Raw genomic sequence first — 24,226 nt, forward strand, 5'->3', positions numbered from 1 at the left:
CGTGTGCTCACAGCCCCGCGGAAAACGCAAGCAGCAGGGGCTTGACTGGTTGCCCCTGACAATCCACAACACGCGCGCACCCAGGGGACCCCCATGACCCGTAAACCGCTGTACCTCTTCGCGCTGCTCGCCGTCCTGCTGTCCTCGACCAACGCCTCCGCCGGGGTGTGGTTCGAGCTCCTTCATGCGCCGTGCTGGACGGGCAACGAGGACAACATCAATCCCGTGAGCGGTCGCTACCGGGGCGCAGTCGACTGCTTCAACAAGGACTTCAACGGTGGGGGTTCCCGCACCACGCTGAGCATCAAGGCGTTCCAGGCGTGGGAGTTCGGGACGATGTTCCTGTATTACGACATCACCGGCCCCTTCAACAGCGCCCTGGCCGACGTCACCAGCCTCAACGAGAAGGGCGGTTTCTTCGGCGGCATCACGCTGACGCTGTCGGGCAAGTTCTTCGCCGAGAAGGTGCTGGGCCGCCCGCTCAACTGGGGTCCCCTGTCCAACGTGTCGCTGAAGTACGAGGCGGAGCACGTCTCCAAGTTCGGCATGCTGAACTACTACGGCCTGCAGTGGGACCTCGCGGTGCCGGGCATGGACTTCGTGACGGTCACCACCGTCATCCGCGACGACTACGTGTTCCGCGGCGTGGACTTCCAGGTGGGCGCGGCGTGGCAGAAGTCCTTCGCGCTGGGAAGCCAGGACTTCATCTTCGGCGGCTTCTTCCAGACGGGCCTCTTCGGCGAGGGCGCGCACCGCAACCCCGGTCCCTTCGATCTCACCAAGGGCCAGCGCTTCTTCCTCGCCCAGCCCCAGCTGCTGTGGGACTTCGGCAAGGTCATCACGTTCACCCCGGGCAAGCTGTACGCGGGCTTCGAGTACCAGATCGCCTTCCACCGCTACCTCATCCCGGGCAAGGCGGAGAACGTCCTCCAGGGAATGATCCGCTGGAACATCTGAGCCGCACCCGTTCGTGATGAGCGCCAGGGGCTCGGAACCGCGCACCGGTTCCGGGCCCTTCGCGTTTCAGCTGCGCGCCGCCGGGAGGAGCCGCCGCTCATGCTCGAGCAGCCACTGCTTGACGGGGACGCCCCCCGCGTACCCGGTGAGCTTCCCGTCGGTGCCCACCACCCGGTGGCAGGGGACGATGATGGAGAGCGGATTCCTCGCGTTCGCGGACCCGACGGCCCGCGCCGCGCCCGCCCGGCCGATGTGGCGCGCCAGGTTCGCGTAGGACCAGGTGATGCCCAACGGAATCTCCCGCAGCGCCTTCCACACCGTGTGCTGGAACGGCGTTCCCTCCGGTTCCAGCGGGAGCTCGAAGGACACCCGCTCGCCCGCGAAGTACTCCTCCAGCTGGCGCCGGGCGGCGAGCAGCACCGGGAGCTCCGGCCGCTCGGTCGCCTCCAGCACGGGAGCCCGCTTGTGGTTCTCCAGGTAGATGGCCGTCAGCGCTCCTTCCGTGGCGAAGACACGCAGGGGCCCCACCGGGCTCTTCAAGGTCGTGGTGTATCGCATCATCCGCCTGCTCCTTCCGAGAGAGAGGTCCAGAGGTGTACCGCCGCGTAGGACCTCCAGGGCCGCCAGGCCTCGGCGCGCTCCGCGGCCGCCTTCGCCGTCAGGCCTCCGAGTGCCTTGCGGATTCCGAGATCGCTCGCGGGAAACGCATCGGGCCAGCGCAGGGCCCTCATCGCGATGTAGTGCGCCGTCCAGGCCCCGATGCCCGGCAACGCCTCGAGCGCCGCCATCGTCGCGTCCACCTCCGCGCGCCCGTCCAGCCGCACCGAGCCCTCCGCGACGGCCTTCGCCACGCCCAGCAGGCTTCGCGCCCGAGCACCGGGCAGCCCCAGCGCCGCCACGTCGTCCTCCCCCGCCGCCGCCAGCGTCTCCGGTAGCGGGAAGAGCCGCGAGGCGTCCGCATGGGGGCTGTCCACGGGCTCGCCGAAGCGCGCCACGAGCCGCCCGCTCAAGGTCGTGGCCGCGCGCACGGAGACCTGCTGCCCGAGGATGGCGCGCACCGTCAGCTCGAAGGGATCGAACGCCCCCAACACGCGAAGCCCGGGATGCTCCCGCACCCGCTCCGCGAGGAGCGCATCACGCCCCAGGCACTCCGCGATGACCTCCGGCCGCGCGTCCAGGTCGAAGAGCGCCCGCAGCCGCGCCGCCACCTGCATCAGCACTCCCGCCAGCGAGAGCGAGACCTCCGCCAGGAGCGCCGGGCGCTTCCCGTCCCGCCGGACCGTCAGCCAGCCCGTCCTGCCCCCCAGGCGCACCGTGCGCCGGTACTCGGACTCCCCCACCGACTCCACCCCGGGAATGGCGCGCCCGCGCAGGAAGGCCAGGAGCTGCTCCCAGTCCAGGGGCGGCCGGTAATCCAGCCGGAGCACGAGCGAGCGCGCCCCCTCCGGTTCACCACTCTTCCGCCGGAGCGCCGAGGGCGGCATCCCGAACCGCGCCTGGAAGAGCGCGTTGAAGCGCCGGACGCTCTGGAAGCCGCTCGCGAAGGCGATCTCCGCCAGGGGGAGCGCGGTGTCCTGGAGGAGCTGCTTCGCCAGCGCGAGCCGCCTCGACTGGGCCAGCTCGACCGGCGAGACGCCGAGCTCCGACTCCATGGCCCGGCGCAGGTGCCGGCTGGTGACGCCCAGCTCCGACGCGAGCTCATCGATCGACGCCTCGTTGAGGGCGCCCGCCTCGATGCGGGAGACCGCGGTCGCGACGAGCCGTGGCACCGAGTCCACCGGCGCGCTGCCCGGCGCCAGCTCGGGACGGCACAGGAGGCAGGCCCGGTAGCCCGCGCGCTCGGCCTCGGCGGCCGTCCGGTAGAACGCGCACCGCTCCTGGCGCGGTGTCCTCGCCGTGCACACGGGCCGGCAGTAGATGCCCGTCGTCGACACCCCGACGAAGAAGAGCCCATCGAAGCGCCGGTCTCGCGCGCTCAGGGCCCGGTAGCAGGTCTCGGTCTCCAGCGTTTGCATCACGGGGTGTTCGTAGCGTGGACGAGCACCCCTGTCTGGCCGTTTTCGGACCCGACCGCGAAAATAGGGTCCCTAGCGCTGCTCGAGGCCCGTCAGCCCACTCCCCTGCAGCGCGGAGCCGATGCGGGGCGCGCTCCGGGACACGGAGGCGAGCGACCCCTCGACATGGGACTTGACCCGTCGCTTGCGCTCGGGGGAGACCCCGTGCCACCGCGTGGACCGGCCGCCCGCCTTGCTGGACGCCAGCGCGATGGCGCTGAGAGCCGTGCTCCGCTCCCGGGCACGCCCCGGAGCCGTGACGGAGAAGACCCGCGAGCCACGCACGGAGGCCGCCGCCAGCAGACCACCCCGGACGTTGGACCCCTTGGGGCTCGAGATCAGCGAGCGGGACGGCTGGATGGCACCCAGGTCCAACCCATCCGAGGCCACGCCCCGGCTCGGCGAGCCGTCGCCCAGCCGCAGATCCGTCGCGGACACGTAGAGCGGATTGGCGGAGATGGAGCCCTGCCCCGCGAACGCGGCGGCCCCGTAGTCCCCACCCGCGTTGCCCCAGACATTGTTGGACAGCAGGACGCCCCGGGCCGCCGACGCCTTGAACACGCCATGGCCCCCGTTGGACGTGATGAGGCTGTCCCTCACCACCGGCGCCTCCTGCTCGGAGAGCAGCGCCACACCCGCGGCCCCGTTGGCGTGGAACGTGTCGTGGCGCAGCTCGCCCCCGCCCCTCAGCTCGATTCCGTGGCCTCCACTGCCCGTCACCACCGTCCCCTCCATCCGCACCTTCGCCCACTCGGCCACGCTCACCCCGTTCGCCCCACACCCGCTCAGCCGGTTGTCCACCAGCGTCGCGTTGCCCCAGCCCACGCGCAGGCAGTCCTCCACGGTGGCGTTCACCGCCGTGCTCCGCACCACCGCGCTCGTGTCCAGCGACAGGGCCTGCCACGCCTGATCGATGACCGCTCCGTCGATGACCGTGCCCCGGCCTCCCCTCACCCGGATGCCGTACCAGGCGCCCAGCTCCCCACCGGACGTGAACTTCACCGGCCGGGCCTCGGTGCCTCGCACCACCAGCGCGCCATCCACGATGAGCTCCACGCGCTGCTCATCCACCCCGGACCGCAGCGCGTCCCGCTTCGCGGCGATGACCTTCACCCCGGGCTCGATCACCAGGGTCGCACCCCACCCCACCGTCACATCCCCCGTGAGCACGTAGGGGCTGCCACTCTTCTTCCAGACCGTGGGCGTGGAGAGCTTCCCCTGGACCTGGGTGGCGGACGCCATCAGCGGGGTCAGCGAGCTCCACACCACCAGCAGCGCGCGCAGAACCCGCCTGGATCCCCGCCACCTTCCGCCTCCAGACAGGGGGCTTCGGGCGACACCACACGACTCACTCCTGGTACGGCTCGGCAACATTTCACTCACCCCGGAAAACGACAGCAACACCATAACACCATCCCGCTTCAGAGTCATCAGAAACCGAGAGATACGGGGAGTTCCCGCTTTTCTCATGAACCAAGAAATGGCCGAGGTGTTATGGTGGCCCGCCATCAGGAGGACCGCTCGGTGACACCGGGCCTCGCTCAAGCCTTCATCTCCGCCCGAGAGGGCATCCCCGCGGGAGTGTCCCTGGCCGACCTCGAGGAGCGACTCGGCCGGCTGCTGGACACCGCCCGCGCGCACTGGCCCGGCGTGGACCTGGACGGTGCGCGCTTCGCCGCCCACCTCGCGCGGCACCTTCCCGCCGACAGCACCCCCGAGGCCCTCGAGCGCCTGCACCTGCCGGACCTCTACCTGGCCCACGCCTGCGCCGAGGGAGTGCCCGCGGCCCATGCCGCCTTCGAGGCCCACCTCCTGTCCGAGGTGAACGTGGCCGTGGCCCGCCTCAAGCTGCCCCCCGCGGCCCTGGACGAGGTGCGACAGCTCGTGCGCCAGAAGATGCTCGTCCCGGGCCCGGACACACCGCCCAAGCTCGCCGCCTACCCCGGCACCGGCCCGCTCTCCGGCTGGGTGCGCGCCGCCGCGCTGTGGCTCGCCCTGGATCTGCAGCGCCAGCGCTCCAGCCACGACACGCCCAAGGACGACAGCACCCTCTCCCTGCTCGTCGACCCCGGGGACGACCCCGAGCTGGCCTACCTCAAGACCACCTACCGCACCGAGTTCAACACCGCCTTCGGCCAGGCCCTCGCCAACCTCTCCCCGCGCGAGCGCAACCTCCTGCGCCTGAAGTACCTGGATGGGCTGAGCATCGACCAGTTCGGCGCCCTCTACGGCGTGCACCGCGCCACCGGCGCGCGGTGGGTGGTGGCCGCCCAGCAGGCGCTCCTCGAGGAGACCCGGCGCCTGCTCACCGAGCGCCTGCGTCTCACCGGCTCCCAGCTCGACAGCGTGCTGCGCCTCATCTCCAGCCAGCTCGACGTGAGCCTCAGCCGACTGCTGCGCTCGCGCGTCGACTGAAGCGCCATGCCCTGCCTCGACGAAGCCACCTTCATGGGGCTGATGCTCGGCGAGCTGCCTCCGGAGCGCGCCTCGGAGGTGGACCGGCACCTGGACACCTGCCCCGACTGCCGGCGTCTCGTGGCCGACGCCGTCCGGGCCCGGACGCCCCCCGTCCCGTCTCCCCCCTCCGACCTCCCCTCCTCTCCCGCCGCCTCTCCCGTGGAGGCCGTGCTCCCGAGAGGCACCGCCGTGGGGCGCTACCTCGTGCTGGAGCGGCTGGGCGCGGGGGGCATGGGCGTCGTCTACTCGGCCTATGACCCCGAGCTGGACCGCCGCGTGGCCCTCAAGCTGCTGCGCGTCGTGGCCCTCGGGCTGGACGCCGAGGAGGGACGCGCCCACCTGCTGCGCGAGGCCCAGGCCATGGCCCGCGTCTCCCACCCGCACGTGGTGTCCGTCTACGACGTGGGCACCTTCGGCGAGCAGGTGTTCCTCGCCATGGAGTACGTGGAGGCGCAGACGCTGCGCCAGTGGATGAGGGCCGCGCCACGCTCCTGGCGGGAGGTGCGCGACGTCTTCCTGGACGCGGGCCGGGGGCTGAGCGCCGCGCACGCCGCGGGGCTCGTCCACGGAGACTTCAAGCCGGAGAACCTCCTGGTGGGCCGCGACGGGCGCGTGCGCGTCACCGACTTCGGCCTGGCGCGCCGGACCACTCCCGGCCACACCCCGGAGGTGGTGGGCGGCACCCCGGCCTACATGGCGCCCGAGCAGTTCGGCCGGGAGGGCCGCGCCGACGCGCGCAGCGACCAGTTCGCCTTCTGCGTCGCGCTGTACGAGGCCCTCCACGGCGAGCGCCCCTTCGCCGGAGACACCGAGCGGGAGCTGGCGGCGGAGGTGCGTGCCGGCCGGGTGCGCCCCGCGCCAAAGGGCACGGGCGTACCGCCATGGCTGCACCAGCTGGTGGCGCGCGGGCTGGAGGTGGACCCCACCGCGCGCCACCCCTCGCTGGAGGCCCTGCTCTCCGAGCTCACGAGGGACCCGGCGCGGCGGCGGCGGTGGTGGCTGCAGGTGGGCGGAGGGGTGGCGCTGCTGCTGCTGTCGGTGGGCCTCACCCATGCGCTCCACACGCACGCGGCCCGGGCCTGCCAGAACGCCGGGGAGAAGGTGGCCGGCATCTGGGGCCCGCAGCAGAAGCAGGAGGCGGAGGCGGCCTTCCTCGCCACCGGCCGGCCCTTCGCGCAGGAGGCGTGGAAGAGCGCGCGGCGCACGCTGGACGCGTACACCGCCGCCTGGGCCACCCTGCACACCGCGGCCTGCGAGGCGACCCGGGTGCGCGGCGAGCAGTCCCCGGAGGTGCTGGGCCGGCGCATGAGGTGCCTGGACGAGCGGCTGGCCGAGGTGGCCGCGCTCGCGCGCCTCTTCACCCAGGCGGACGCGAGCGTGGTGCAGCACGCGCACCGCACCGCCGAGCAGCTCTCCTCGCTGGCCACGTGCTCCAACCTGGCGGCGCTCGAGGCCGCGGGGCCCGTGCCCCGGGACGACGCCGCGCGCCAGCGGGCCGAGGCGCTGCGCACCGCGCTGGTGGAGGGCCGCACGCTCGGCGCGTCGGGCCGATATAAGGAGGGCGCGGCCCGGGTGCTCCCCGCGGCGGAGGCGGCGCGCGCGGCGGGGGATCGGTACGGCAGCGCGGAGGCGCTCCTGCTGGTGGCCGAGCTGAGAGATCAGGCGGCGGACTACCGGGGCGCGGAGAAGGCCGTCCAGGACGCGGTCTGGGCCGCCGAGGCCGGCCGCAACGACGCGGTGGCCGCGCGCGCCTGGACGCTGGCGGTGCGCATCACCGGGGAGCGGCTCGAGAAGTACACGCTGGCCAACTTGTGGCGAGAGCGCGCGGAGGCGGCCCTCGCCCGGGTGGGCGACGACGAGGTGCTGCGCGCGCGGCTGCTCACCAACGAGGGCCGCGTTCTCGCGACACAGGGCCGGTTCGCGGAGGCCTCGGAGCGACACCGGGAGGCGCTGGCCCTGCTGGAGAAGACCCGGGGACCGGAGGATCTGGAGGTGGCGGACGTCCTCCTCGAGCTGGGCTCGGCACATGTGGCGATGGGCCACCAGGAGGAAGCGCTCACCCACCTGCGGCGCGCGCGCTCCCTGCGCGAGCGGATATTGGGGCCCAACCACCCGGAGGTGGCGATGGCGATCCTCGCGCTCGGGGACGCGGCCTGGCAGCTACGGGACATCCCGGAAGCGGCGCGGCTGGCCCTCCAGGCGCGGGAGATGTTCGAGCGCGCGCTCGGCCCGGAACATCCGAGCTTCGGCTACGCGCTCAACTTCTACGCGATGACCCAGCTCTTCGATCCGAAGGCCGACCGGCGGGAGATCCTCTCCCTGATGGAGCGCGCACGGAGCATCATCCGCGCGGTCGATGGACTGGAGAGCACCAGCGTGCCCTACCTCAACATCAACCTGGCCCAGGTGCTGATGGCGCAGGGGCGCTTGCAGGAGGCGGAGCAGTACTTCCGCGAGTCCATCGCCCAAGAGGAGGCACGGCAGGGCCCGGACTACCCACCGCTCAGCCTGATGCTGAGCGGGCTCGCCGAGGTGCTCCTGCATCAGGATCGCAGCCCCGAGGCCCTGCCATACTTCGAGCGCGCCCTGGCCATCCACCAGGCCCAGCCGGGGGACTACCGGAATTTCCGGGGGGAGCTGCTGATGAACATGGGGTGGGCCTACCTCCGGGCGAAACGGCCGCGCGAGGCCATCCCGCCCCTGGAGCGCGCCGTGTCCGCCCTGGAAGGGGCGCCCGAGGGCTACCAGCGGCACCGGGAGATCGCCCTCTTCCGCCTGGCGCGGGCCCTGTGGGACTCGGGAGAGGATCGCGTCCGCGCCCGCCGGCTCATCACCGAGGCGCTCGACATGGTGGCGACGGACACCCTGCCCGGTGCGGAGAAGGTCCGCGCCAACCTGGAGCAGTGGCTCGCCGAGCATCCGCCCGTCGTCCCGCCCAATCGCTGACGGCGTCCGCCGCGCTCACGACTCCCACCGAGCCGCGCGGCTCACTCCGGCCTTCCCGCGAGCGCCCGCGCCTCCGAGAGGCTCGCCGCGCAGCGGAAACCGAAGTGGTGGAAGATGGGCCGGTTGGCGGGCACATGGGGCCGCCGGTACACCGTCGTCGCGTACGAGCCCGGCCAGAACCACGAGCCGCCTCGCACCACCTTCTCGGTGTAGCCCTCGCAAGGCACCCGGCCCTCGCACGGGCCCTTCGGATCCACCCCCAGACACGCCGCGCCACACGCCTTCCACGAAGGGGTGAACCAGTCCGCCACCCACTCCCAGGCGTTGCCGGACATGTCGTGGAGCCCGTACGGATTCGGAGGCCGCGAGCCCACCGGCTCCGGACGTCCCACGTCGGCGTGCGTCCTGGAGCGCTGCTTGCGTCCGCAGCTCCGCCCCCGGGCGTCCATGATGACCGCGCGCTCGCAGGTGGCGGGCTCGTCGCCCCACGGGTAGAGCCGCCCGTCCGTGCCGCGCGCCGCCTTCTCCCACTCGGCCTCCGTCGGCAGGTGCTTGCCGTGTGCCTCGCAGTAGGCCTTCGCGTCGTACCAGCTCACCCCGTTGATGGGCTGCTGGGGGTTGTCGAAGTCGCGGTAGTTGGGCCCGGCCTTCCGGCACCGTCCCGCCTTCTCACACGCCTTGTAGGCCCCGTACGTCACCTCGTGGGTGTCCATGTAGAAGGTCCCCACCCAGACCTTCGCCTGGGGCCTGGCCGGCGCATGCCGCCCTCCGTTCACGCCTCGGAGGAAGGGGCCTCCGGGAATGCAGGCCATGCCGGTGATCGGCGCCTCGAGACAGGGCAGCACCTGGGGGGCCCCGGGGAACACCTCCTCCGCCACCGCCACGCGCGCCACCAGGACAAGGGGCACGATGGCCCACCACGTCCTCACCTTCACCGCACCGCCTCGCCGCGCGCCGCCCGCGACAAGCCCTTCCCCCGCCGCACCTTCTTCGCCTGCACCTTCGCCAGCAGCCGCTGCTTCGCCGCCTCGCGCGCCTCCTCGGGCCCGACGTCGAGCCGCGACAGCCCGTACACCGTCCCGCTGTCCGGCGCGTAGCGCAGCATCCGGCGCACGTCCCGCGTCTTCGCGTCCGCCAGCCACGCCAGGAAGCTCGAACCCGACTGGGTGTTGTAGTGGTAGTAGGTGCCCTTCACGTGCGAGACGCCCCGCTGGCCGCTCGTGCGCACCACCACGCTGCCCTCGTCCAGGGAGAGCTCGCGCATGTTGCTCCGGTACCGCGCGTCATACGGGAAGTACTGCTCGGCGTTCGAGAGGTAGAGCACCCCCACCTTCTTGCCCGCCTGGGCCACCGCCCGGCCCACGGCGCTCACGGTGCGCTGAGCGGTGAGGTCCCCCCGCACCATGAAGACCTTGTCCTCCTGGAAGAGGCGGCGGATGTGCGCGTACTCGGCGGCATCCACGACGAAGCACGGCAGGGACGCCTTCGCCATCTGCGTCACCACGCGCTTCAGCCTCCGATCCACCGCCCAGCGGGCCGTGCCGTAGGCCCGGAGCGCGCCCGTCCGCTGCTTCTTGTCCGGGTAGCCCTCCTCGATGAGACGGCGCACCTCCTCGCGGCTCTTCGGTTGCCACAGCCGGAGGAACTCCTCGGGGGTCTCCGCCGCGAGGAAGAGGACGCGGTAGACGCGGTGCAGGTCCACGATGGACTGGTCGAAGTCGAGCAGGACGAGCGTCTCGGCGCGCGCCCAGGCCCCCAGCAGGTAGTTCTGATCGGAGCCGACGCCGATGTAGACCCCGCCCTTGTCCTTCACCGCGTCATGGAAGAGGTGGAGGTCGTTCTCGTTGGAGATCCAGTAGTGGAGGCCGCGCACGAGCTCCGGAGGCGCGGGGTCCGCCGGCAGGCTGGCGAAGGCGGAGAGGTCCGGCTCGCTGGCGGAGGCCAGGGCTCCAGCCAGGGCGACGAGGAGGGCGAAGACGCGCATCGCGGGCATGATACCGCGCCGCGCGTGATACGCTCGGGGGCATCCCGAGCGCGCCGCCGCTCCGGGGGGTCGGCATGTCGGCGCATCTCTTCGCCTCATCGGTGGTCGCGCTCATCGTGGCGCTCTTCAACGGCCTGCTGGCCGGCTACGTCCTCGCGGCCAGCCGGGGAGACAGGCGCCAGCTCTCGTTCGCCTGCGGACCCGCCGGGGTGGCCCTCTTCGCCATCGGGTGGTTCGTCGTCCTCCTGGAGCCCCAGTCCCGGGCCTCGGTCCGCGTGGCGGTCGGGTTCGCCTCCCTGCTGTCCATCTCCAGCTTCGTCGCCGATGCCCTGGCCGACCTCGGACCCGGCCCGGCCCGGCGCCGCCTCCTCGTCTCGCTCGTTCCCATCGGGCTCGGCCTCGTCGGGCTGTCGGCCCTGGCCGCGGTGGCCTTCGCGCAGCCGCTCGTGGCGCTGCTCCCCCAGGTGCTGGCACTGGCCGGAGTGGGCCTGTTGGGCGTCATCCGCTTCGCCCTGCGCCAGCACGAGAACGCCTCCATCCGCCGGCTCTCGCGGCACATGGTGGCGCTCATCGGCATCTCGCTACTCGTCTGCACCGTGCGCTCGGCCGTCGAGCTCTCCCAGGGAGGGGCCGCCGGCAATGGGATGATCCTGTGCGTCATCCTCGTCGCCGAGGTGGCGACGCTCAGCTACACCGTCCACGAGCGGGTCTCGGTCCATCTCCCCGTCTCGCGCGCCCTGACACACGCCGTGCTCGCCATCGGTCTGGCCTTCGCCGTCGTCGCGAGCCTGAGGGCCCTGGGCCATGGGGTAGACCTCGTCCAGGTGTCGGTGGCGGTGGTGGTGGCGCTCGTCGCCTCCGTGCTCTTCATCGGCCTGGGAAAGCAGCTCGACCGGGGCATCGAGCAGCTCCTGTTCCCCAAGCAGGCGCTGCTCGCCGGGCAGCTGTCCGCCGCCCGCTCCGAATCCGCGGCGCTGCGCGGCCGGCTGGAGCGCGCCGAGCGGCTCGCCATCGCCGGAGAGCTGGCCACGGCCATCGCCCACGAGGTGAAGAATCCCCTGGCCGCCGTGCGCGGCTACGCCGAGCTCCTCGCCACGCAGTCCCCGCATGTCCTCCCCGAGCAGCGGGCCCGCTTCGAGAAGGCGGTCCGCATCATCCGCGAGGAGAGCGATCGCATCGACGCGCGGGTGGCGGAGCTGCTGAACCTCGGGCGGGCACCCCGGGGGGAGAAGGGTGGCGGCACGCTCGACGTGTCGCGCCTGGTGCTGGAGGCGGTGGCGGTGGCCGAGGGAGAGCCGGGCTTCCCCACGCTGGTGCCGGGATTGGACCCGGCGCTGCGGGTGGTGGGAGACGAGGACGCGCTGCGCGGGGTGCTGCTCAACCTGCTGAAGAACGCCGCCGAGGCGATGCGGGAGAAGCCCGGTGGGCGCATCGAGGTACGGGCCTGGCGCGAGGAGGAGCGGGTCGTCGTCGAGGTGCGTGACGAGGGCGCGGGGCTCGACGGGGTGGAGCGCGAGCGGCTCTTCCGGCCCTTCTACACGACGAAGGCGGACGGGACGGGGCTGGGGCTCGCCATCTCGCGCTCGGCCATCGAGGCGGCGGGCGGCACACTGGGCCTCCTGCCCCGAGCGGACCGTCCGGGCGCGGTGGCCCGCGTGGAGCTGCCCGTGGCACCAGGCGCCGACACCCCAGCGAGGGAGGACGTGTGATGACGGAGGACGCAGGCGCGGTGGACAGGCCGGAGATCGCCCTCGTGGAGGACGAGCACAACGTGCGCGAGCTCTACCTGGACGTGCTGGGCGCGCGAGGGCTGTCCGTCGTCCCGCTCGAGTCGGTGGCGGCCGCGGAGGCGTACCTCGCCCTGCACGTGCCGGACCTCGTGTTGCTGGACGTGAAGCTGCGCGACGGTGACGGACTGGTGCTGTTGGACCGGCTGCGCAAGCAGGGGTTTCGCGCGCCCGTCGTGGTGATGACGGCGTTCGGCACCGTGGAGCGCGCGGTGCAGGCACTGCGCGCGGGCGCGGCGGACTTCCTCGTCAAGCCGTTCAGCAACGAGCGGCTCGTCTCCGCGGTGGAGGCCGCGCTGGAGACGGGACGCAGGCTGGTGGAGCTGGAGCTGGCCGCCCCCACCGTCTCCCCGGACACGGAGGCGGGCCGCGCGCTCATCGGCGCCGATGGGGGCCTGCGGGACGTGGCCGCGCTCCTTCCCCGGGTGGGCGCCTCGGACGCCACAGTGTTGGTGCGCGGCGAGTCCGGCACGGGCAAGGAGCTCGTCGCCCGCGCCATCCACGCCGCCTCGTCGCGGCTGGACGGGCCCTTCGTCTCCGTCAACTGCGCCGCCCTCCCCTCCTCCCTGCTCGAGTCCGAGCTGTTCGGCTTCGAGCGCGGCGCCTTCACCGGCGCCCACGCCCGGCGCAAGGGCCTCATCGAGGCGGCCGAGGGCGGCACGCTCTTCCTCGACGAGATTGGCGACATGTCGCTGGAGGCCCAGGCGAGGCTGCTCCGCGTGCTGCAGGAACGGGAGCTCACCCGCATCGGCGGGCGCGAGACGGTGAAGGTGAACATCCGCGTCATCGCCGCCACCCACCGCGACCTGGACGAGCTGGCGGCCAGCGGCCGGTTCCGCTCGGACCTGCTCTACAGGCTGGCGGTGATTCCCATCCACCTGCCGCCCCTGCGCGAGCGCACCCGAGACATCCCCGGCCTCATCGAACACTTCCTGGAGAAACACGCGGTGCGCAAGGGACTCCGGCCGCCCCGGCCGGACCCGGAGACCCTGCGGTGCGCCATGGCCTGGCCCTGGCCCGGCAACGTGCGCGAATTGGAGAACTTCGTCGAGCGCGCCGTCGTGCTCGGCCGGTTCGATCCGGACTCGCTCCAGCCCGCGCGAGCCCAGAAGGCCGCGCCTGCCTCCGCCCCGGCGGCCTCCGGGCCCGTTGGGTTACCGGATGCCAATGCTCCCACGCTGACGCTGCGCGAGGCGGTGGCGCGGGCGGAGCGGGCCGCGGTGATCGCCGCGCTGCAGGCGGCCGGGGGACAGAAGACGGTCGCCGCGCGGCTGCTAGGGGTGAGCTACAAGACCCTCTTCAACAAGATCCACGAGCATGACATCCGAGAGGAGCTGCACATCGGGTGACACCTGTGTAAGGCCTTACATACCTGGGTTGCGCATGCTCCCTCTCCCTCTGGGAGAGGGCGGGGGGTGAGGGTATGAGTCCCGCCGTGAAAAGACCCTCACCCTAGCCCTCTCCCAGAGGGAGAGGGGACATGCACGGGGCCTCGGACGGGTCCAAGGGCTTCAATGGGGCACGGGGCTTGCTCAGTCCTCGACCGCGCGATGACGCGCACTCGAGGAGGCCTCATGGGCTCTGCATCTCCCGGGGCGGCGATGGGCCGCCTGGATCTGATCGACTCTCTCCTGCGCGCGGTGGACAGACCCGCTCGCGAGGCGCTGGACATGGCCCGGCGCCCGCTCGCCGCGACCCTCGCTCCGGCGCTGCTCGGCCTCTTCCTCGTGGCGGCCAGCTCGGCCACCGTGGGGTTCATCTCCCCCGAGGGCCTCCAGCTCGTCCCCAGACTCGACGCCCTGCGCGCCGTCTTCGAGGCCCTGCTCGTCGTCATCCCCGGCACGCTCGTCTTCGCCATCTACCTGCGCCTGAGGCTCTCCACACGCACGCTGCTGGCGGCCACCGCCATCGGACTGTTCGCCGCGGGGCTTGTGGCCACGTGCGTCCTGCCGCTCATGGCCTTCCTCATGCTCGTGTCCAGGGAGGCGCCGCTCGTCCTCGCGCTCCCCTCGGTGTTCGTGCCCGCCCTGGCGCTCTCCACGCTGGCGGCCCTGCCGGTGCGCGTCATCACTTCGCTCGACCCGTCGCGAGCGGCCTGGTGGCTGTCCCGCGCCTTCGCCTTCTTCCTGGGCGCCGTCTTCCTCCTGCGCGTCCACACGTCCCTGCTCAACCTCTGGTCCTGACGAGGTCTCCCATGCAAGCCATCTCCCGAAGTGTCACGCTCACGGCCGAGCCCCTCACGCCGTTCATGCCCTGGTCGGTCGAGGAGCGCGCGCCGCTCCCCGAGCCCGCCGCCGCCGGAGAATCGTCCGAGCGGCAGCTCCTGGTGGAGCTCCTGCGCGAGCCGGAGTCCATCGTGGAGCGGCTGTTGGATCCGGCCCGGCTCCAGGGGCTGGTGCTCGGCTCGGTGGGAGTCATCACCGTCTGCACGAGCCTCTTCGCCGCCACGTCGAGCGCCGCGCGGGCGGACGGAAGCGCCTGGGCGCTCCCGGCGGCGCTCGCCTCGGTGAACGTGCTGCTGGCGCTCGCGGCGTCGCTGGGCCCCATCTACGCGGCGAGCATCCTGGTGGCGGCGCGCGTGCCGCTGGCCCGGCTGGTGGCGGCGCTGCTGGCCTCGGCGGCGACGGGCTCGCTGTTGCTGGCGGGACTGGCACCGCCCCTCTACCTGCTGTGGAGGCTGGACTCCGAGTGGGCGGGGCCGCTGCTGCTCACGGCGGCCTTCCTGCTCTCCGGAGCGGCGGCGGGCGCGCGCATCCACCGGCTGCTGAGCCTCCTGGCGGAGGCCGTCACCCGCACGGCGCTGGGCGACGCCACCGCGGTGCTGTCCACGCAGGACGCGTACCGGGTGGGCATCCTCGCGCGCGTCTCCTGGATGATGGTGGCCTTCACCTCGGGCATGGGCTTCTGGGCCTTCGACGCGCTGGGCTGAGGAGGACGAACCATGACGGCGCTCATCATTCTCTCGGCATACACGGCGCTCGGACTGTTGGCGGCCGTGCTCGCCCTCGTCCGCCGGCGGGAGGACTCCCTCCCGGCCCGGCTCGGTCAGGCGCTGGCGGCCCTCCTCCTGTGGCCCTTCCTCCTGCCCGTGCTCCTCTCTCCGGGAAACACCCCCGCGCGTCCCGAGCGCGGCGACCGGAGCGAGCGCGCACGGCGGTTGGATGACGTGACGGGCCGGCTCGAGGAGTGCTGGAGACAGGCGGCGGTGGAGAGCTCCTGGGCGGCGGAGCAGGCGCGCGAGCACCGGCTGCTGGACGGGTTCATCTCCCGCCTGCGGGCCCAGGAGCGGCGCCTGGTGGAGATGGAGGCGGCGCTGGCCACCGCGCCCGCGAGCGTGAAGGAGCGGCTCACCCGGCTGTACGAGCACTCGGTGACGGAGCTGGAGCACAGCATCGGGCTCGTCGAGGAGCTGGCCGCCCAGCTCACCCTGCTGCGCTTCTCCGACCTGGGCAACCCCTCGGCCGTGCGCGTCGAGCGCGGACACATCGAGGAGCTGCTGCTGCGCATCGAAGCGCTCGCGGACGCCTCCCAGCCGGGCATGAGCGAGGCGCCACCAGCGGCCCAGGTGGCGCGCGCATAGCCAGACATTCATCCGAGCGGACAGTCACATCGGCGGGTTGGGGGCTCCATGGAGATGAAACCTCACGAGGAGCCCCCCATGCCCATCCGATTTCCCACCGCGAGCGCGCTCGCCCTCGCCTGTGCCCTCTGCGGTGTGGCCAGCACCGCATGGGCCCAGACGCCGAAGCCACCCCCGCGCGACGTCTTCCAGCACCTCACCCGGTCCTGCGGCGGCTTCCCTGGCACGCCATGTCCCAAGAACCAGCTCTGCGTCGACGACCCCAGCGATGACTGCGATCCGGACAAGGGAGGCGCCGACTGCATCGGCATCTGCGTGAAGAAGAGCGAGTGCAAGTCTCCAGTCTGTGACTACAAAAATCCGCTCAAGCAGTATGTCAGCAAGAGCCCAGAGCGGTGCGCGACCATCCGTTTCATCTGTGCCCCGGGCTTCCAGCCGTTCTTCGACGACTGCGGCTGCGGCTGCGAGCGCGGAAAACAGGAAGAAAGCGCCCCCCGGAAGTGAAGGGACGCCGGTAGTTTTTTCACCTATCCACTTGGAGAAACTTCCATTCTCCAGGGGCGCCCCCGCCTTCCAAGTCATGAAAATGACAAGAGGAAGGGCTGGCGTGATTCGTGCTTCACGTCCAGCTCGAGATGAATCCCTCCGAGAACACCACCGCCTATGCCGTCGAAGTCAGCTCGGCGGCCTGGAAGCAACTCTCCCAGCTTCCCTTGGAGACCTACCAGCGCATCCGTGGCGAGCTGGATTCAGTCGCCGCCAGGCTCGTCCGCATGGGGACTCCCACCCTGGCCCTGTTGAAGACCGTGTGCCAGGTCACATCTCTGTCAATCGTGGTGGGCAAGTACGTCGTGATCTACGACCTGGACCCCGACCGCAGACACCTCACCCTGCGCGAGGTCGCACGCCGTCTTCCCCACGACATGTAGAGGCCCGGGATAGTCTCCGGCCCTCCATGAGCGACTCCCAGACAGAAGCCACCCGGGTGCCGCACGAGTCCTACGGGAAGCTGTTCCTGCGCTTCCTGCACTTCGGCCTGCTCGCCTGGGGTGGACCGGTGGCGCAAATCGCGATGATCCGCCACGACCTGGTGGAGAAGGAGAAGTGGGTCACCCGCGAGCACTTCAACCGGGCGCTCGCCGTGTACCAGGTGCTGCCGGGGCCCGAGGCGCACGAGCTGTGCGTCTACTTCGGGATGCTCGCGCGCGGCCGGCTGGGTGGTGTGCTGGCGGGGCTCGGGTTCATGCTGCCGGGCCTCGTCCTGATGCTTGGCCTCTCGTGGCTCTACCTGCGTTATGGCCTGGGCTCGCCGCGACTCCTGGCCGTGTTCGGTGCCGTCCAGGCAGCGGTGACGGCGCTCATCGTCCGGGCGGTGGTGCGCATCGCGCAGCACACCCTCGCGGACCGCTGGTCGTGGAGCGTGGCCGGGCTCGCGGCGCTCGCGCAGGGAGCGGGGGTGCACTTCGCCTTCACGCTCGTGGCCGCGGGGCTCATCCTCCTGCTGGCCAGGAAGGGACTGCGGCTGCCGGCCCTGGGGCTCGCCGGAGCGTGCGCGGTGGCCGTGGCCCTCTTCCTGGCCCTCCACGGATTCGCGCCCATGGGCGCGGGCGGGGCGGAGATCGGACAGGGCGTCGCCGGCGAACGCCCTTCCCTCCTGGCCCTGCTCGTGTCGGGCCTGCGCGGCGGGCTGCTCACCTTCGGTGGGGCCTACACCGCCATCCCCTTCATCCAGCGCGACGCCGTGGTGACGGGCGCGTGGATGACCAACGCGCAGTTCCTCGACGGGCTCGCCCTCTCGGGGCTCATCCCCGCCCCGCTCATCATCTTCTCCACCTTCGTGGGCTACCTCGGTGGAGGATGGGCCGGGGCGCTGGTGATGACGGCGGGCATCTTCCTCCCGGCCTTCTCCTTCTCGCTGCTGGGCCACGACTTCTTCGAGCGGGTGCTCCACCACCCGCGCTTCCGCCACTTCCTCGACGGGGTGACGGCGGGCGTGGTGGGGCTCATCGCGGCGACCACGGTGGGACTGCTGCGCGCCGGGCTGACCCGGCCCGCCACGGTCGCCATCTTCGCCATCGCCCTCGGGGTGCTCTTCCGGTGGAACGCGAAGTTCCTCGTGCCGCTCGTCATCGCCGGGGCCGCGGTGGTGGGGCTCTTGTTCCAGATGGCATGAGCGGGAGGTGGCCGCGGTCTCCGCCCCCGCCTCCGTCCCCTCAGCCGCGGGAGGTGCTGCGGGCCAAGGAGATCAAGGCCGACTGGGTCGAAGCGGACGAGATCCACGCCAAGGAAGTGAAAATCGGCCGGTAGTCCCGGCCCCGGACACCTGGCCCGGATGCAGGCCCTCGTCCAGCCGCCAGCCCCCCGAAGTCACTCCCCGTATCACCCATACGGGGAGCGGTCCTGGTAGCTTCCCCCGTCCATCATGGAACCGACCGCCGTCACCGACCCCCGAATCGGCACCATCTTGCAGGAGCGCTATCGGATCCTCCAGCGGCTCGCCGCGGGAGGCATGGGCGTGGTGTACCAGGGCGAGCGCCTCGAGCTCGGCCGTGCGGTGGCCATCAAGTTCCTCCACCCCTGGATGGCGTCGGACGCGAGCTTCCTGAAGCGATTCCAGATCGAAGCGCAGGCGATGAGCCGGCTGTCGCACCCATGCTGCGTGTCGGTCATCGACCATGGTGTGCACGATGGCGCCCCCTTCATGGTGATGGACTTCGTCACGGGGCGGACCCTGCGCACGCTGCTGCGCGAGGGAGGGCCTCTTCCCGTGAGGCGCGCGCTGGGTCTCGTGCGGCAGGTGCTGGCCGGGCTGGCCCACGCGCATGCCCAGGGCATCGTCCACCGGGACATCAAACCGGAGAACATCCTCCTGACGGAGGCCATCGGGCTGGGCGAGCAGGTCCGCATCCTCGACTTCGGATTGGCGAAGCTGCGCGACACGGTCTCGGGCCTGACCACGGGCCTGGCCATCGGCACGCCCAGCTACATGGCCCCGGAGCAGATCCTCGCCGGGGAGATCGACGCCCGGACGGACCTCTATTCCGTCGGCGTGCTCCTCTTCGAACTGCTCACCGGCGCCAAGCCCTTCAACGGCGAGCGCGCGGCGGAGGTGATGGGCCAGCACCAGGTGGCCACACCGCCGGCCCTGGGCAGCATCCGCTCCGGGGCCGGGTTCTCCCAGGAGCTGGAGGCGGTGGTCCGCAAGGCGCTGGCGAAACACCCGGGGGACCGCTTCCAGTCGGCCGTGGACTTCGCCGCCGCGCTGGACGCACTCCCGGACGTGGGCACCCCCTCCTCCGAATGGCCCACGGCGCAGGTGGCTTCCCCTGCCCAGTCCCCCGAGGCTACCGTTCCCAGCCGTCCCCAGGCGAAGACGCCATCGCTGGTGCCGCCCCGGGACAAGCGGCCCATGGTGGCCCTGGGGGCCACGGGTGTGCTCCTGGTGGGCCTGGGCGCGGCGCTCCTCTGGCCGGAGCCGCAGGAGACCCCGCCCGCCACCCACGCGCCTTCCTCCGTCGCGAGGAACACTCCCGAGGCGAAGCCACAGCCCGCCCCCAGCGACACGCCCGCCCCCTCCGCCCAGGCTCACTCCACCCGGGAGGAGACCGTTCCGCGGGAGGACCTTCCCAACATCGAGCAGATCGAACGCTGGGCGAAGGAGGGCGAGCGGCGGAGGGATCAGACGCTCCGGGCGCTCGCCAGTCTGCGCGCGCAGTACCCCCAGAGCGCCTACGCCCCCTATCTGGAGGGACACGTCAACTTCGACAACTTCCGCTGGGTGGATGGCCTCGCCTCCTACGGTGCGGCCATCCGCAACAACCCCGCCTATCGCACGGATGCGAAGCTCGTCCGCAACGTCATCCGCTGCCTGGTGAGTGATCGCTTCCACACGAAGTGCGCCGACTTCCTCGTCCGGGAAGTGGGAGCCGCCGCGGCGCCCTACCTCGAGGAGGCGGCGCGCTCGGACCCCTACGCCAATGTCCAGAGCCGTGCGGCCAGACTCCTGCCGAGGGTGAACGCGCGGCGTTGACGCTCACACCTGCTCGCGGGCACCGCCCCGGAGACATGGACACCGTGTGGACCCTCCTTGGTGCTGAGCGCCAGATGCCCCTGGTACTATTGACGGTAGTAGCAAGCCAGGGCTTGATGCGGGAATGGTGAAGAAGCGCACCTGGGAACCCCTGGGCCATCTGGAAGCGGCCGTGATGGAGGTCGTCTGGACCCGAGCCCCGGTCACCGCTCGCGAGGTGTGCGACCGGATGACGGGGGCCGAGGAGCGGGCCTACACCACCATCATGACGACGATGGATCGGCTCCACCGCAAGGGGCTGCTCGTCCGCGAGAAGGACGGCCTGGCCTGGCGGTACGCGCCCGCGCTCGGAAAGGCCGAGTTCGAAAAGGCGCTCGCGGACGGCCTGGCGGCGGAGATCCTCCAGTCTCACGGAGAGGTCGCGCTGTCGGCCTTCGTCGACGCGGCGGCCGAGGTCGATGAGGGGCTGCTCGACCGGCTGGCACAGCTCATCTCCCAGCGGCGCAAGGGGCGCGCGTAATGGCGGCCCTGGCATTCCTCCTGGAGTGCGCGGCGACGGCGGCCCTCATCGGAATGGCCGTCTCGCTGCTGGTGTGGCCAGCGCTCCTGCTCTTCCGGGGCCGGGCGTTGCAACGCGTTCCGGCGCTCCGCGCGGACCTCGCCTTCGTGCTCGGTACGCTGCCCGCCCTGGCCTCGATGGGCGTGGTGGCCGCCGCGGCCACGCCTCCGCTCGCCGCGGCGCTCGGTCTGGCGGCCGACCACTGCCAGGGTCACGGGCACCACGTGCACCTCTGCTTCCTCCACGCGACGCACGTGAGGCCCCTCCTCGCGACGGTGGGGGCCTTCTCGCTGGCCGTGTTCCTCTTCCGTGCCGGGGGAATCGTCTTCCGGCTGCTTCGGGTGCGGGCACGGCTGTCCGCCCTCGAGTCGCTCGGCACTCCTCGCCCGGGGCGCTTCCCCATCGTCGCCGTCCCCGGTGCTCCACGGCTCTGCCATGCGGTCGGACTCGTGCACCGGCGCATCCTGCTGTCCGCCAGTCTGGAGGAGTCGCTCACCCCGGCGGAGCTGCGCTCGGCGCTGGCGCACGAGGAGGCCCACCTGCGCCGTCGAGATCCGCTGCTCGGGTTGCTCCTCGGAGTGGCCGGGCTCTTCGCCGCGCCGTTCCTCGCACGCGCCTGCACGGCCGTCCACCAGATGGCCGCGGAGGAGGCATGCGATGCCGAAGCGGCGGTGGCGGTGGGAGATGGCGGGCTGGTGGCGGGCGCGCTCGTCAAGGTGGCGGCGCTCCAGCGGCGGCTCTCCAACGTCGCGGGGGATGCACCTGCCTTCGGGGCACTCGCACTGGAGCGCCGTGTCCGGCTCCTGCTCGATGAGGAGGCGCGAGTCACCACGACACACGCCCTTCGAGCCGCCGGAGCCGTGACCCTCGCGGCCGGGCTGTTCGCACTCGCGCACACCGCCTTCCTCCACCACGCGGTGGAGACGGCCCTCCATCTCCTCTTCTGAGAGCCCCAGGCCATGCGCATGCGCTCGCCCCTTCGTCGTTCGGCCTCTTCTACTATCCTGGGTAGTATCTCCCTGGTGCTGATGCTGGCCGGCACGGTCCTGGCCCAGCCCGCGCTCGACGAGCAGCAGTATGTGACGCGAGTGCTCACCTCGAGCCTGGAAGGCCGCGTCGCCGAGAGCGAAGCCGCGCTCGGCCGTGCCGAAGCCACGGGCGTTGGCCTGTGGCCCAACCCCACCTTGGAGTGGGAGCGCCAGAAGACGAGCTCCGGAACCCGGGAGGGGGAGAGCCAGGACGTACTGATGGCCTCCATCCCACTGGTGCTCTCCGGGCGGTTGGGGTTGGAGAAGCAGGCCGCCGAGCGGGACGCACGGGCCGCCGAGGCGCGTCTCGAGTGGGCCCGTGCCCAGCTGCGACACGAGGCGACGCGGGCCTTCGCCGCGGTGTTGGCGGCTCGGGAGCGCCGGTCCATCCTGGAGGAGTCGCTCACCCAGCTGCGGCGCCTGGCCGAGGCCATCGCCACCCGCGAACGGGCCGGAGAGGCCGCGGGCTATGACAGGCTGCGCATCGAGCTGGAGGCGGCGACGGTGCAGGACGCGCTGCGCGGCGCCGTGTTGGACGAGCATCGGGCCGAGGCCCACGCGCTGAGACTCCTCGGGCCCGAGGTGACGGTGCTCCCTCCGTTCGAAGGCTCGCCGCGGGTGGAGCGGCCCCTGCCGGATGGGGCTTCGCTGTTGGCGGAGCTCGAGGAACGGCGTGGCGACCTGCGAGCCCTCGCGCTCGAAGCCAGTGGCGCGGAGGCCGCCCGCCGTGCGGCGGGCCGGGGTTGGATTCCGGAGCCCTCCGTCCGCGCGGGCGCGCAATTCCTCGACGTGGGACTGCCGGGGGCCGGGGCCGGGTACGTGGTCGGCGTGGGACTGCCGCTGCCCCTCTTCGACCGACAGCAGGGAGAGGCGGCCCGGGCGCGAGCGCGCCGGGGGCTCGCCGAGGCACGCCGCGCGACACTCCTCCACGAAGCACGGACCCGGCTCGCGGTCGTTCTCGAGGAGGTGTCCGGCCGGAGGCAGAGACTGGAGCGGCACCGGACCGAGGTGCTCGGGCGCGCCCAGGAGCTTCGGCGAATCGCCGCGACCGCCTACCGGGGTGGAGGTGCCGAGCTCCTCGTCCTGGTCGATGCCGAGCGCGCCGCCCGTGAGGCGCGGCTGACCACCGTCGAGTTGGCGGTGTCCCTGGTCGAGGCGGAGACGGACCTTCTGCTTCTCGCGGGTGCCTATGACAGCGCCACGCCCCGGAGTGTGACCCCATGAGCCGCCCTCTCCTTCTCGTCCTCTCCCTGGCGTGCATCCTCGCCTGCAAGCGGGCCCCGGGCGACCATGAGCATGGCGCTGGACAGGACCACGAGCATGGCCACGAGCACGGCCCCGCTTCCGCCAACGAGCCGGAGCGCCCGGGCCAATCCGTCACCGTCTACCAGGACGGCCTGGAGCTCTTCATGGAGTACCCGGCGTTCGTGGTGGGCCAGCCCTCGCCCCTGGTGGCGCACTTCACCGACGCGCGAGATCCCAACGGCTTCCACGTGGTGACGAAGGGGCGAGTGACGGCCACCCTGCGCTACGCGGACGGCACGGAGGAGCGCTTCGTGGCCGAGAAGCTCCTGCGCGACGGCATCTTCAAACCAGAGGTGCGGCCCACGAAGGCGGGAGAGGGCACGCTCACCCTTCGGCTCGAGGGAGAGCAGGTTTCGGGCACCGTGGACGTGGGCAAGGTGGTGGTGTACCCCACCGTGGCCGCCGCGGTGGCCGCCGTGCCTCCCGAGGAGACGGGCGAGGCCACCGTGCCCTTCCTCAAGGAGCAGCAGTGGAAGACGCAATACGCGACGGCGCCGGCCGAGCCGCGAGTCCTCCAGGGTGGGGTGCGCGCCAACGGTGAGCTGAAGCCGGTGGCGGGTCAGTCCGCGGAGCTGTCCGCCCCGGTGGCCGGACGCATCGCGGTGGGAGACAAGGTGGCGCACCTGGGGCAGCGCGTGCGCAAGGGCGAGGTGCTCGTGCGGCTGGTGCCCACCGCCTCGGCGAGCGGCACGGACCTGGCCTCCGTGGAAATGGAGGCGGCGCGAGCCCGGGCGGAGCTGGGCCTGGCGGAGCGGGAGGTGAAGCGCGCCGAGGAGATGTTCGCGGGCAAGGCCATCCCCGAGAAGCAGCTCGACGCGGCGCGGGTGGCGCAGGAGGTGGCGGCGGCGCGAGTGGCGGCCACCGAGCGCCAGCTCGCGCTCTACCGCAGCACGCAGAGCGGGGCGGCGGGCCCCAGCGGCACGGCCTTCGAGCTGCGCTCCCCGGTGGACGGGGTGGTGTCCTTCGCGGATGTCATCCCCGGGGCGGTGGTGGAGGCGGGAAGGCTGCTCGTCTCGGTGGTCAATCCCGAGCGGCTCTGGCTGGAGGCGCGCGTGTTCGAGGCGGACGTGCCCAGGGTGGAGCGCTCGCCCGGGGCGTCCTTCTCCGTGACGGGCTTCGAGCACGAGTTCTCCGTGGACGAGAAGACGGGGCGCCGAGTCGCGGTGGGCTCGGTGGTGGACCGGGCGACGCGCACGGTGCCGGTCATCTTCGAGCTGCCCAATCCGGAGGGAGTGCTCAAACCCGGCATGTTCGCCAAGGTGACACTCTACACCGGGCAGACGGTGCGCGGAGTGGCCATTCCCGAGTCGGCCATCGTGGACGACAACGGCAAGCCCACCGTCTTCGTGATGGAGGGTGGAGAGTCCTTCTTCAAGCGGACCCTCCGGCCAGGCATCCGCTCCGGCGGCCACGTGCAGGTGCTCGAGGGCGTGAAGGAGGGCGAGCGGGTCGTGTCCCGGGGCGCCTACGAGCTCAAGCTGTCCACCGCCACGGGGGCCATCCCCGAGCACGGCCACCAGCACTGAGGCGGAGTCGCAC

21 protein-coding genes are annotated in these 24,226 nt (G+C 71.8%); 16 read left to right on the forward strand and 5 right to left on the reverse strand.

The annotated features are described in order from the left end of the window. Positions 1 to 93: 93 nt before the first annotated feature. Complete coding sequence (locus tag JRI60_RS37130; RefSeq protein ID WP_204220647.1) at positions 94 to 957, forward strand: hypothetical protein; 864 nt, start codon at positions 94 to 96, stop codon at positions 955 to 957. A 66-nt stretch (positions 958 to 1,023) separates the two neighbouring features. Here JRI60_RS37130 and JRI60_RS37135 read toward each other — a convergent pair whose 3' ends face one another. From JRI60_RS37135 to JRI60_RS37145, 3 genes are all read right to left on the reverse strand, one after another. Beyond that, on the reverse strand, positions 1,024 to 1,518 hold the full coding sequence (locus tag JRI60_RS37135; RefSeq protein ID WP_204220648.1) for a methylated-DNA--[protein]-cysteine S-methyltransferase: 495 nt from the start codon (positions 1,516 to 1,518) through the stop codon (positions 1,024 to 1,026). Further along, the gene (locus tag JRI60_RS37140; RefSeq protein ID WP_204220649.1) at positions 1,515 to 2,972 is read right to left on the reverse strand and encodes a DNA-3-methyladenine glycosylase 2; all 1,458 of its coding nucleotides are present in this window, start codon (positions 2,970 to 2,972) and stop codon (positions 1,515 to 1,517) included. The genes JRI60_RS37135 and JRI60_RS37140 overlap by 4 nt, the downstream gene beginning before the upstream one ends. Before the next feature lie 72 nt (positions 2,973 to 3,044). Beyond that, complete coding sequence (locus tag JRI60_RS37145; protein ID WP_204220650.1) at positions 3,045 to 4,253, reverse strand: right-handed parallel beta-helix repeat-containing protein; 1,209 nt, start codon at positions 4,251 to 4,253, stop codon at positions 3,045 to 3,047. A gap of 255 nt (positions 4,254 to 4,508) precedes the next feature. On the opposite strand from JRI60_RS37145, the gene JRI60_RS37150 reads away from it, so the two are divergent. Together JRI60_RS37150 and JRI60_RS37155 are read left to right on the forward strand one after the other, a co-directional pair. Then, the gene (locus tag JRI60_RS37150; RefSeq protein WP_239469937.1) at positions 4,509 to 5,426 is read left to right on the forward strand and encodes a transcriptional regulator; all 918 of its coding nucleotides are present in this window, start codon (positions 4,509 to 4,511) and stop codon (positions 5,424 to 5,426) included. 6 nt (positions 5,427 to 5,432) lie between these two features. Continuing rightward, positions 5,433 to 8,414: a serine/threonine-protein kinase gene (locus JRI60_RS37155; protein ID WP_204220651.1), complete on the forward strand. Its 2,982-nt coding sequence runs from the start codon at positions 5,433 to 5,435 to the stop codon at positions 8,412 to 8,414. Between the two features lie 41 nt (positions 8,415 to 8,455). Here the strand turns inward: JRI60_RS37155 and JRI60_RS37160 are convergent, their stop codons facing one another. Next, positions 8,456 to 9,322 carry a formylglycine-generating enzyme family protein gene (locus tag JRI60_RS37160; RefSeq protein ID WP_204220652.1) on the reverse strand — a complete coding sequence of 289 codons (867 nt, stop codon included), beginning with the start codon at positions 9,320 to 9,322 and terminating at the stop codon, positions 8,456 to 8,458. 23 nt (positions 9,323 to 9,345) lie between these two features. Next, positions 9,346 to 10,398 (reverse strand): hypothetical protein, encoded by a 1,053-nt coding sequence (locus JRI60_RS37165; protein WP_204220653.1) that lies wholly within the window; start codon positions 10,396 to 10,398, stop codon positions 9,346 to 9,348. A 74-nt stretch (positions 10,399 to 10,472) separates the two neighbouring features. On the opposite strand from JRI60_RS37165, the gene JRI60_RS37170 reads away from it, so the two are divergent. From JRI60_RS37170 to JRI60_RS37230, 13 genes are all read left to right on the forward strand, one after another. After that, positions 10,473 to 12,107, forward strand: coding sequence for a sensor histidine kinase (locus tag JRI60_RS37170; protein ID WP_204220654.1), 1,635 nt, complete (start codon positions 10,473 to 10,475; stop codon positions 12,105 to 12,107). After that, the gene (locus JRI60_RS37175; protein WP_204220655.1) at positions 12,107 to 13,534 is read left to right on the forward strand and encodes a sigma-54-dependent transcriptional regulator; all 1,428 of its coding nucleotides are present in this window, start codon (positions 12,107 to 12,109) and stop codon (positions 13,532 to 13,534) included. Before JRI60_RS37170 ends, JRI60_RS37175 begins: the two co-directional genes overlap by 1 nt. Before the next feature lie 225 nt (positions 13,535 to 13,759). Beyond that, positions 13,760 to 14,368, forward strand: a complete 609-nt coding sequence (locus JRI60_RS37180) for a hypothetical protein (protein WP_204220656.1) — start codon at positions 13,760 to 13,762, stop codon at positions 14,366 to 14,368. 11 nt (positions 14,369 to 14,379) lie between these two features. After that, a complete protein-coding gene (locus JRI60_RS37185) occupies positions 14,380 to 15,114 on the forward strand; it encodes a hypothetical protein (RefSeq protein ID WP_204220657.1) in 735 nt (244 codons plus the stop codon). Between the two features lie 12 nt (positions 15,115 to 15,126). Then, positions 15,127 to 15,765, forward strand: a complete 639-nt coding sequence (locus tag JRI60_RS37190; protein ID WP_204220658.1) for a hypothetical protein — start codon at positions 15,127 to 15,129, stop codon at positions 15,763 to 15,765. Positions 15,766 to 15,843: 78 nt separating this feature from the next. Further along, positions 15,844 to 16,269 carry a hypothetical protein gene (locus JRI60_RS37195; protein WP_204220659.1) on the forward strand — a complete coding sequence of 142 codons (426 nt, stop codon included), beginning with the start codon at positions 15,844 to 15,846 and terminating at the stop codon, positions 16,267 to 16,269. A gap of 110 nt (positions 16,270 to 16,379) precedes the next feature. Further along, positions 16,380 to 16,694, forward strand: coding sequence for a type II toxin-antitoxin system RelE family toxin (locus tag JRI60_RS37200; RefSeq protein WP_204220660.1), 315 nt, complete (start codon positions 16,380 to 16,382; stop codon positions 16,692 to 16,694). 26 nt (positions 16,695 to 16,720) lie between these two features. Further along, on the forward strand, positions 16,721 to 17,938 hold the full coding sequence (gene chrA, locus JRI60_RS37205; RefSeq protein WP_204220661.1) for a chromate efflux transporter: 1,218 nt from the start codon (positions 16,721 to 16,723) through the stop codon (positions 17,936 to 17,938). Positions 17,939 to 18,187: 249 nt separating this feature from the next. Further along, positions 18,188 to 19,795, forward strand: coding sequence for a serine/threonine-protein kinase (locus JRI60_RS37210; RefSeq protein ID WP_204220662.1), 1,608 nt, complete (start codon positions 18,188 to 18,190; stop codon positions 19,793 to 19,795). Positions 19,796 to 19,919: 124 nt separating this feature from the next. Next, positions 19,920 to 20,315 (forward strand): BlaI/MecI/CopY family transcriptional regulator, encoded by a 396-nt coding sequence (locus JRI60_RS37215; RefSeq protein WP_204220663.1) that lies wholly within the window; start codon positions 19,920 to 19,922, stop codon positions 20,313 to 20,315. Then, positions 20,315 to 21,301 carry a M56 family metallopeptidase gene (locus JRI60_RS37220; RefSeq protein ID WP_204220664.1) on the forward strand — a complete coding sequence of 329 codons (987 nt, stop codon included), beginning with the start codon at positions 20,315 to 20,317 and terminating at the stop codon, positions 21,299 to 21,301. The genes JRI60_RS37215 and JRI60_RS37220 overlap by 1 nt, the downstream gene beginning before the upstream one ends. A gap of 81 nt (positions 21,302 to 21,382) precedes the next feature. Then, a complete protein-coding gene (locus tag JRI60_RS37225) occupies positions 21,383 to 22,606 on the forward strand; it encodes a TolC family protein (protein ID WP_239470882.1) in 1,224 nt (407 codons plus the stop codon). Continuing rightward, positions 22,603 to 24,213, forward strand: a complete 1,611-nt coding sequence (locus JRI60_RS37230) for an efflux RND transporter periplasmic adaptor subunit (protein ID WP_204220666.1) — start codon at positions 22,603 to 22,605, stop codon at positions 24,211 to 24,213. Before JRI60_RS37225 ends, JRI60_RS37230 begins: the two co-directional genes overlap by 4 nt. Positions 24,214 to 24,226 lie beyond the last annotated feature (13 nt).

This window comes from Archangium violaceum (genome assembly GCF_016887565.1).
GTDB lineage: Bacteria > Myxococcota > Myxococcia > Myxococcales > Myxococcaceae > Archangium > Archangium violaceum_B.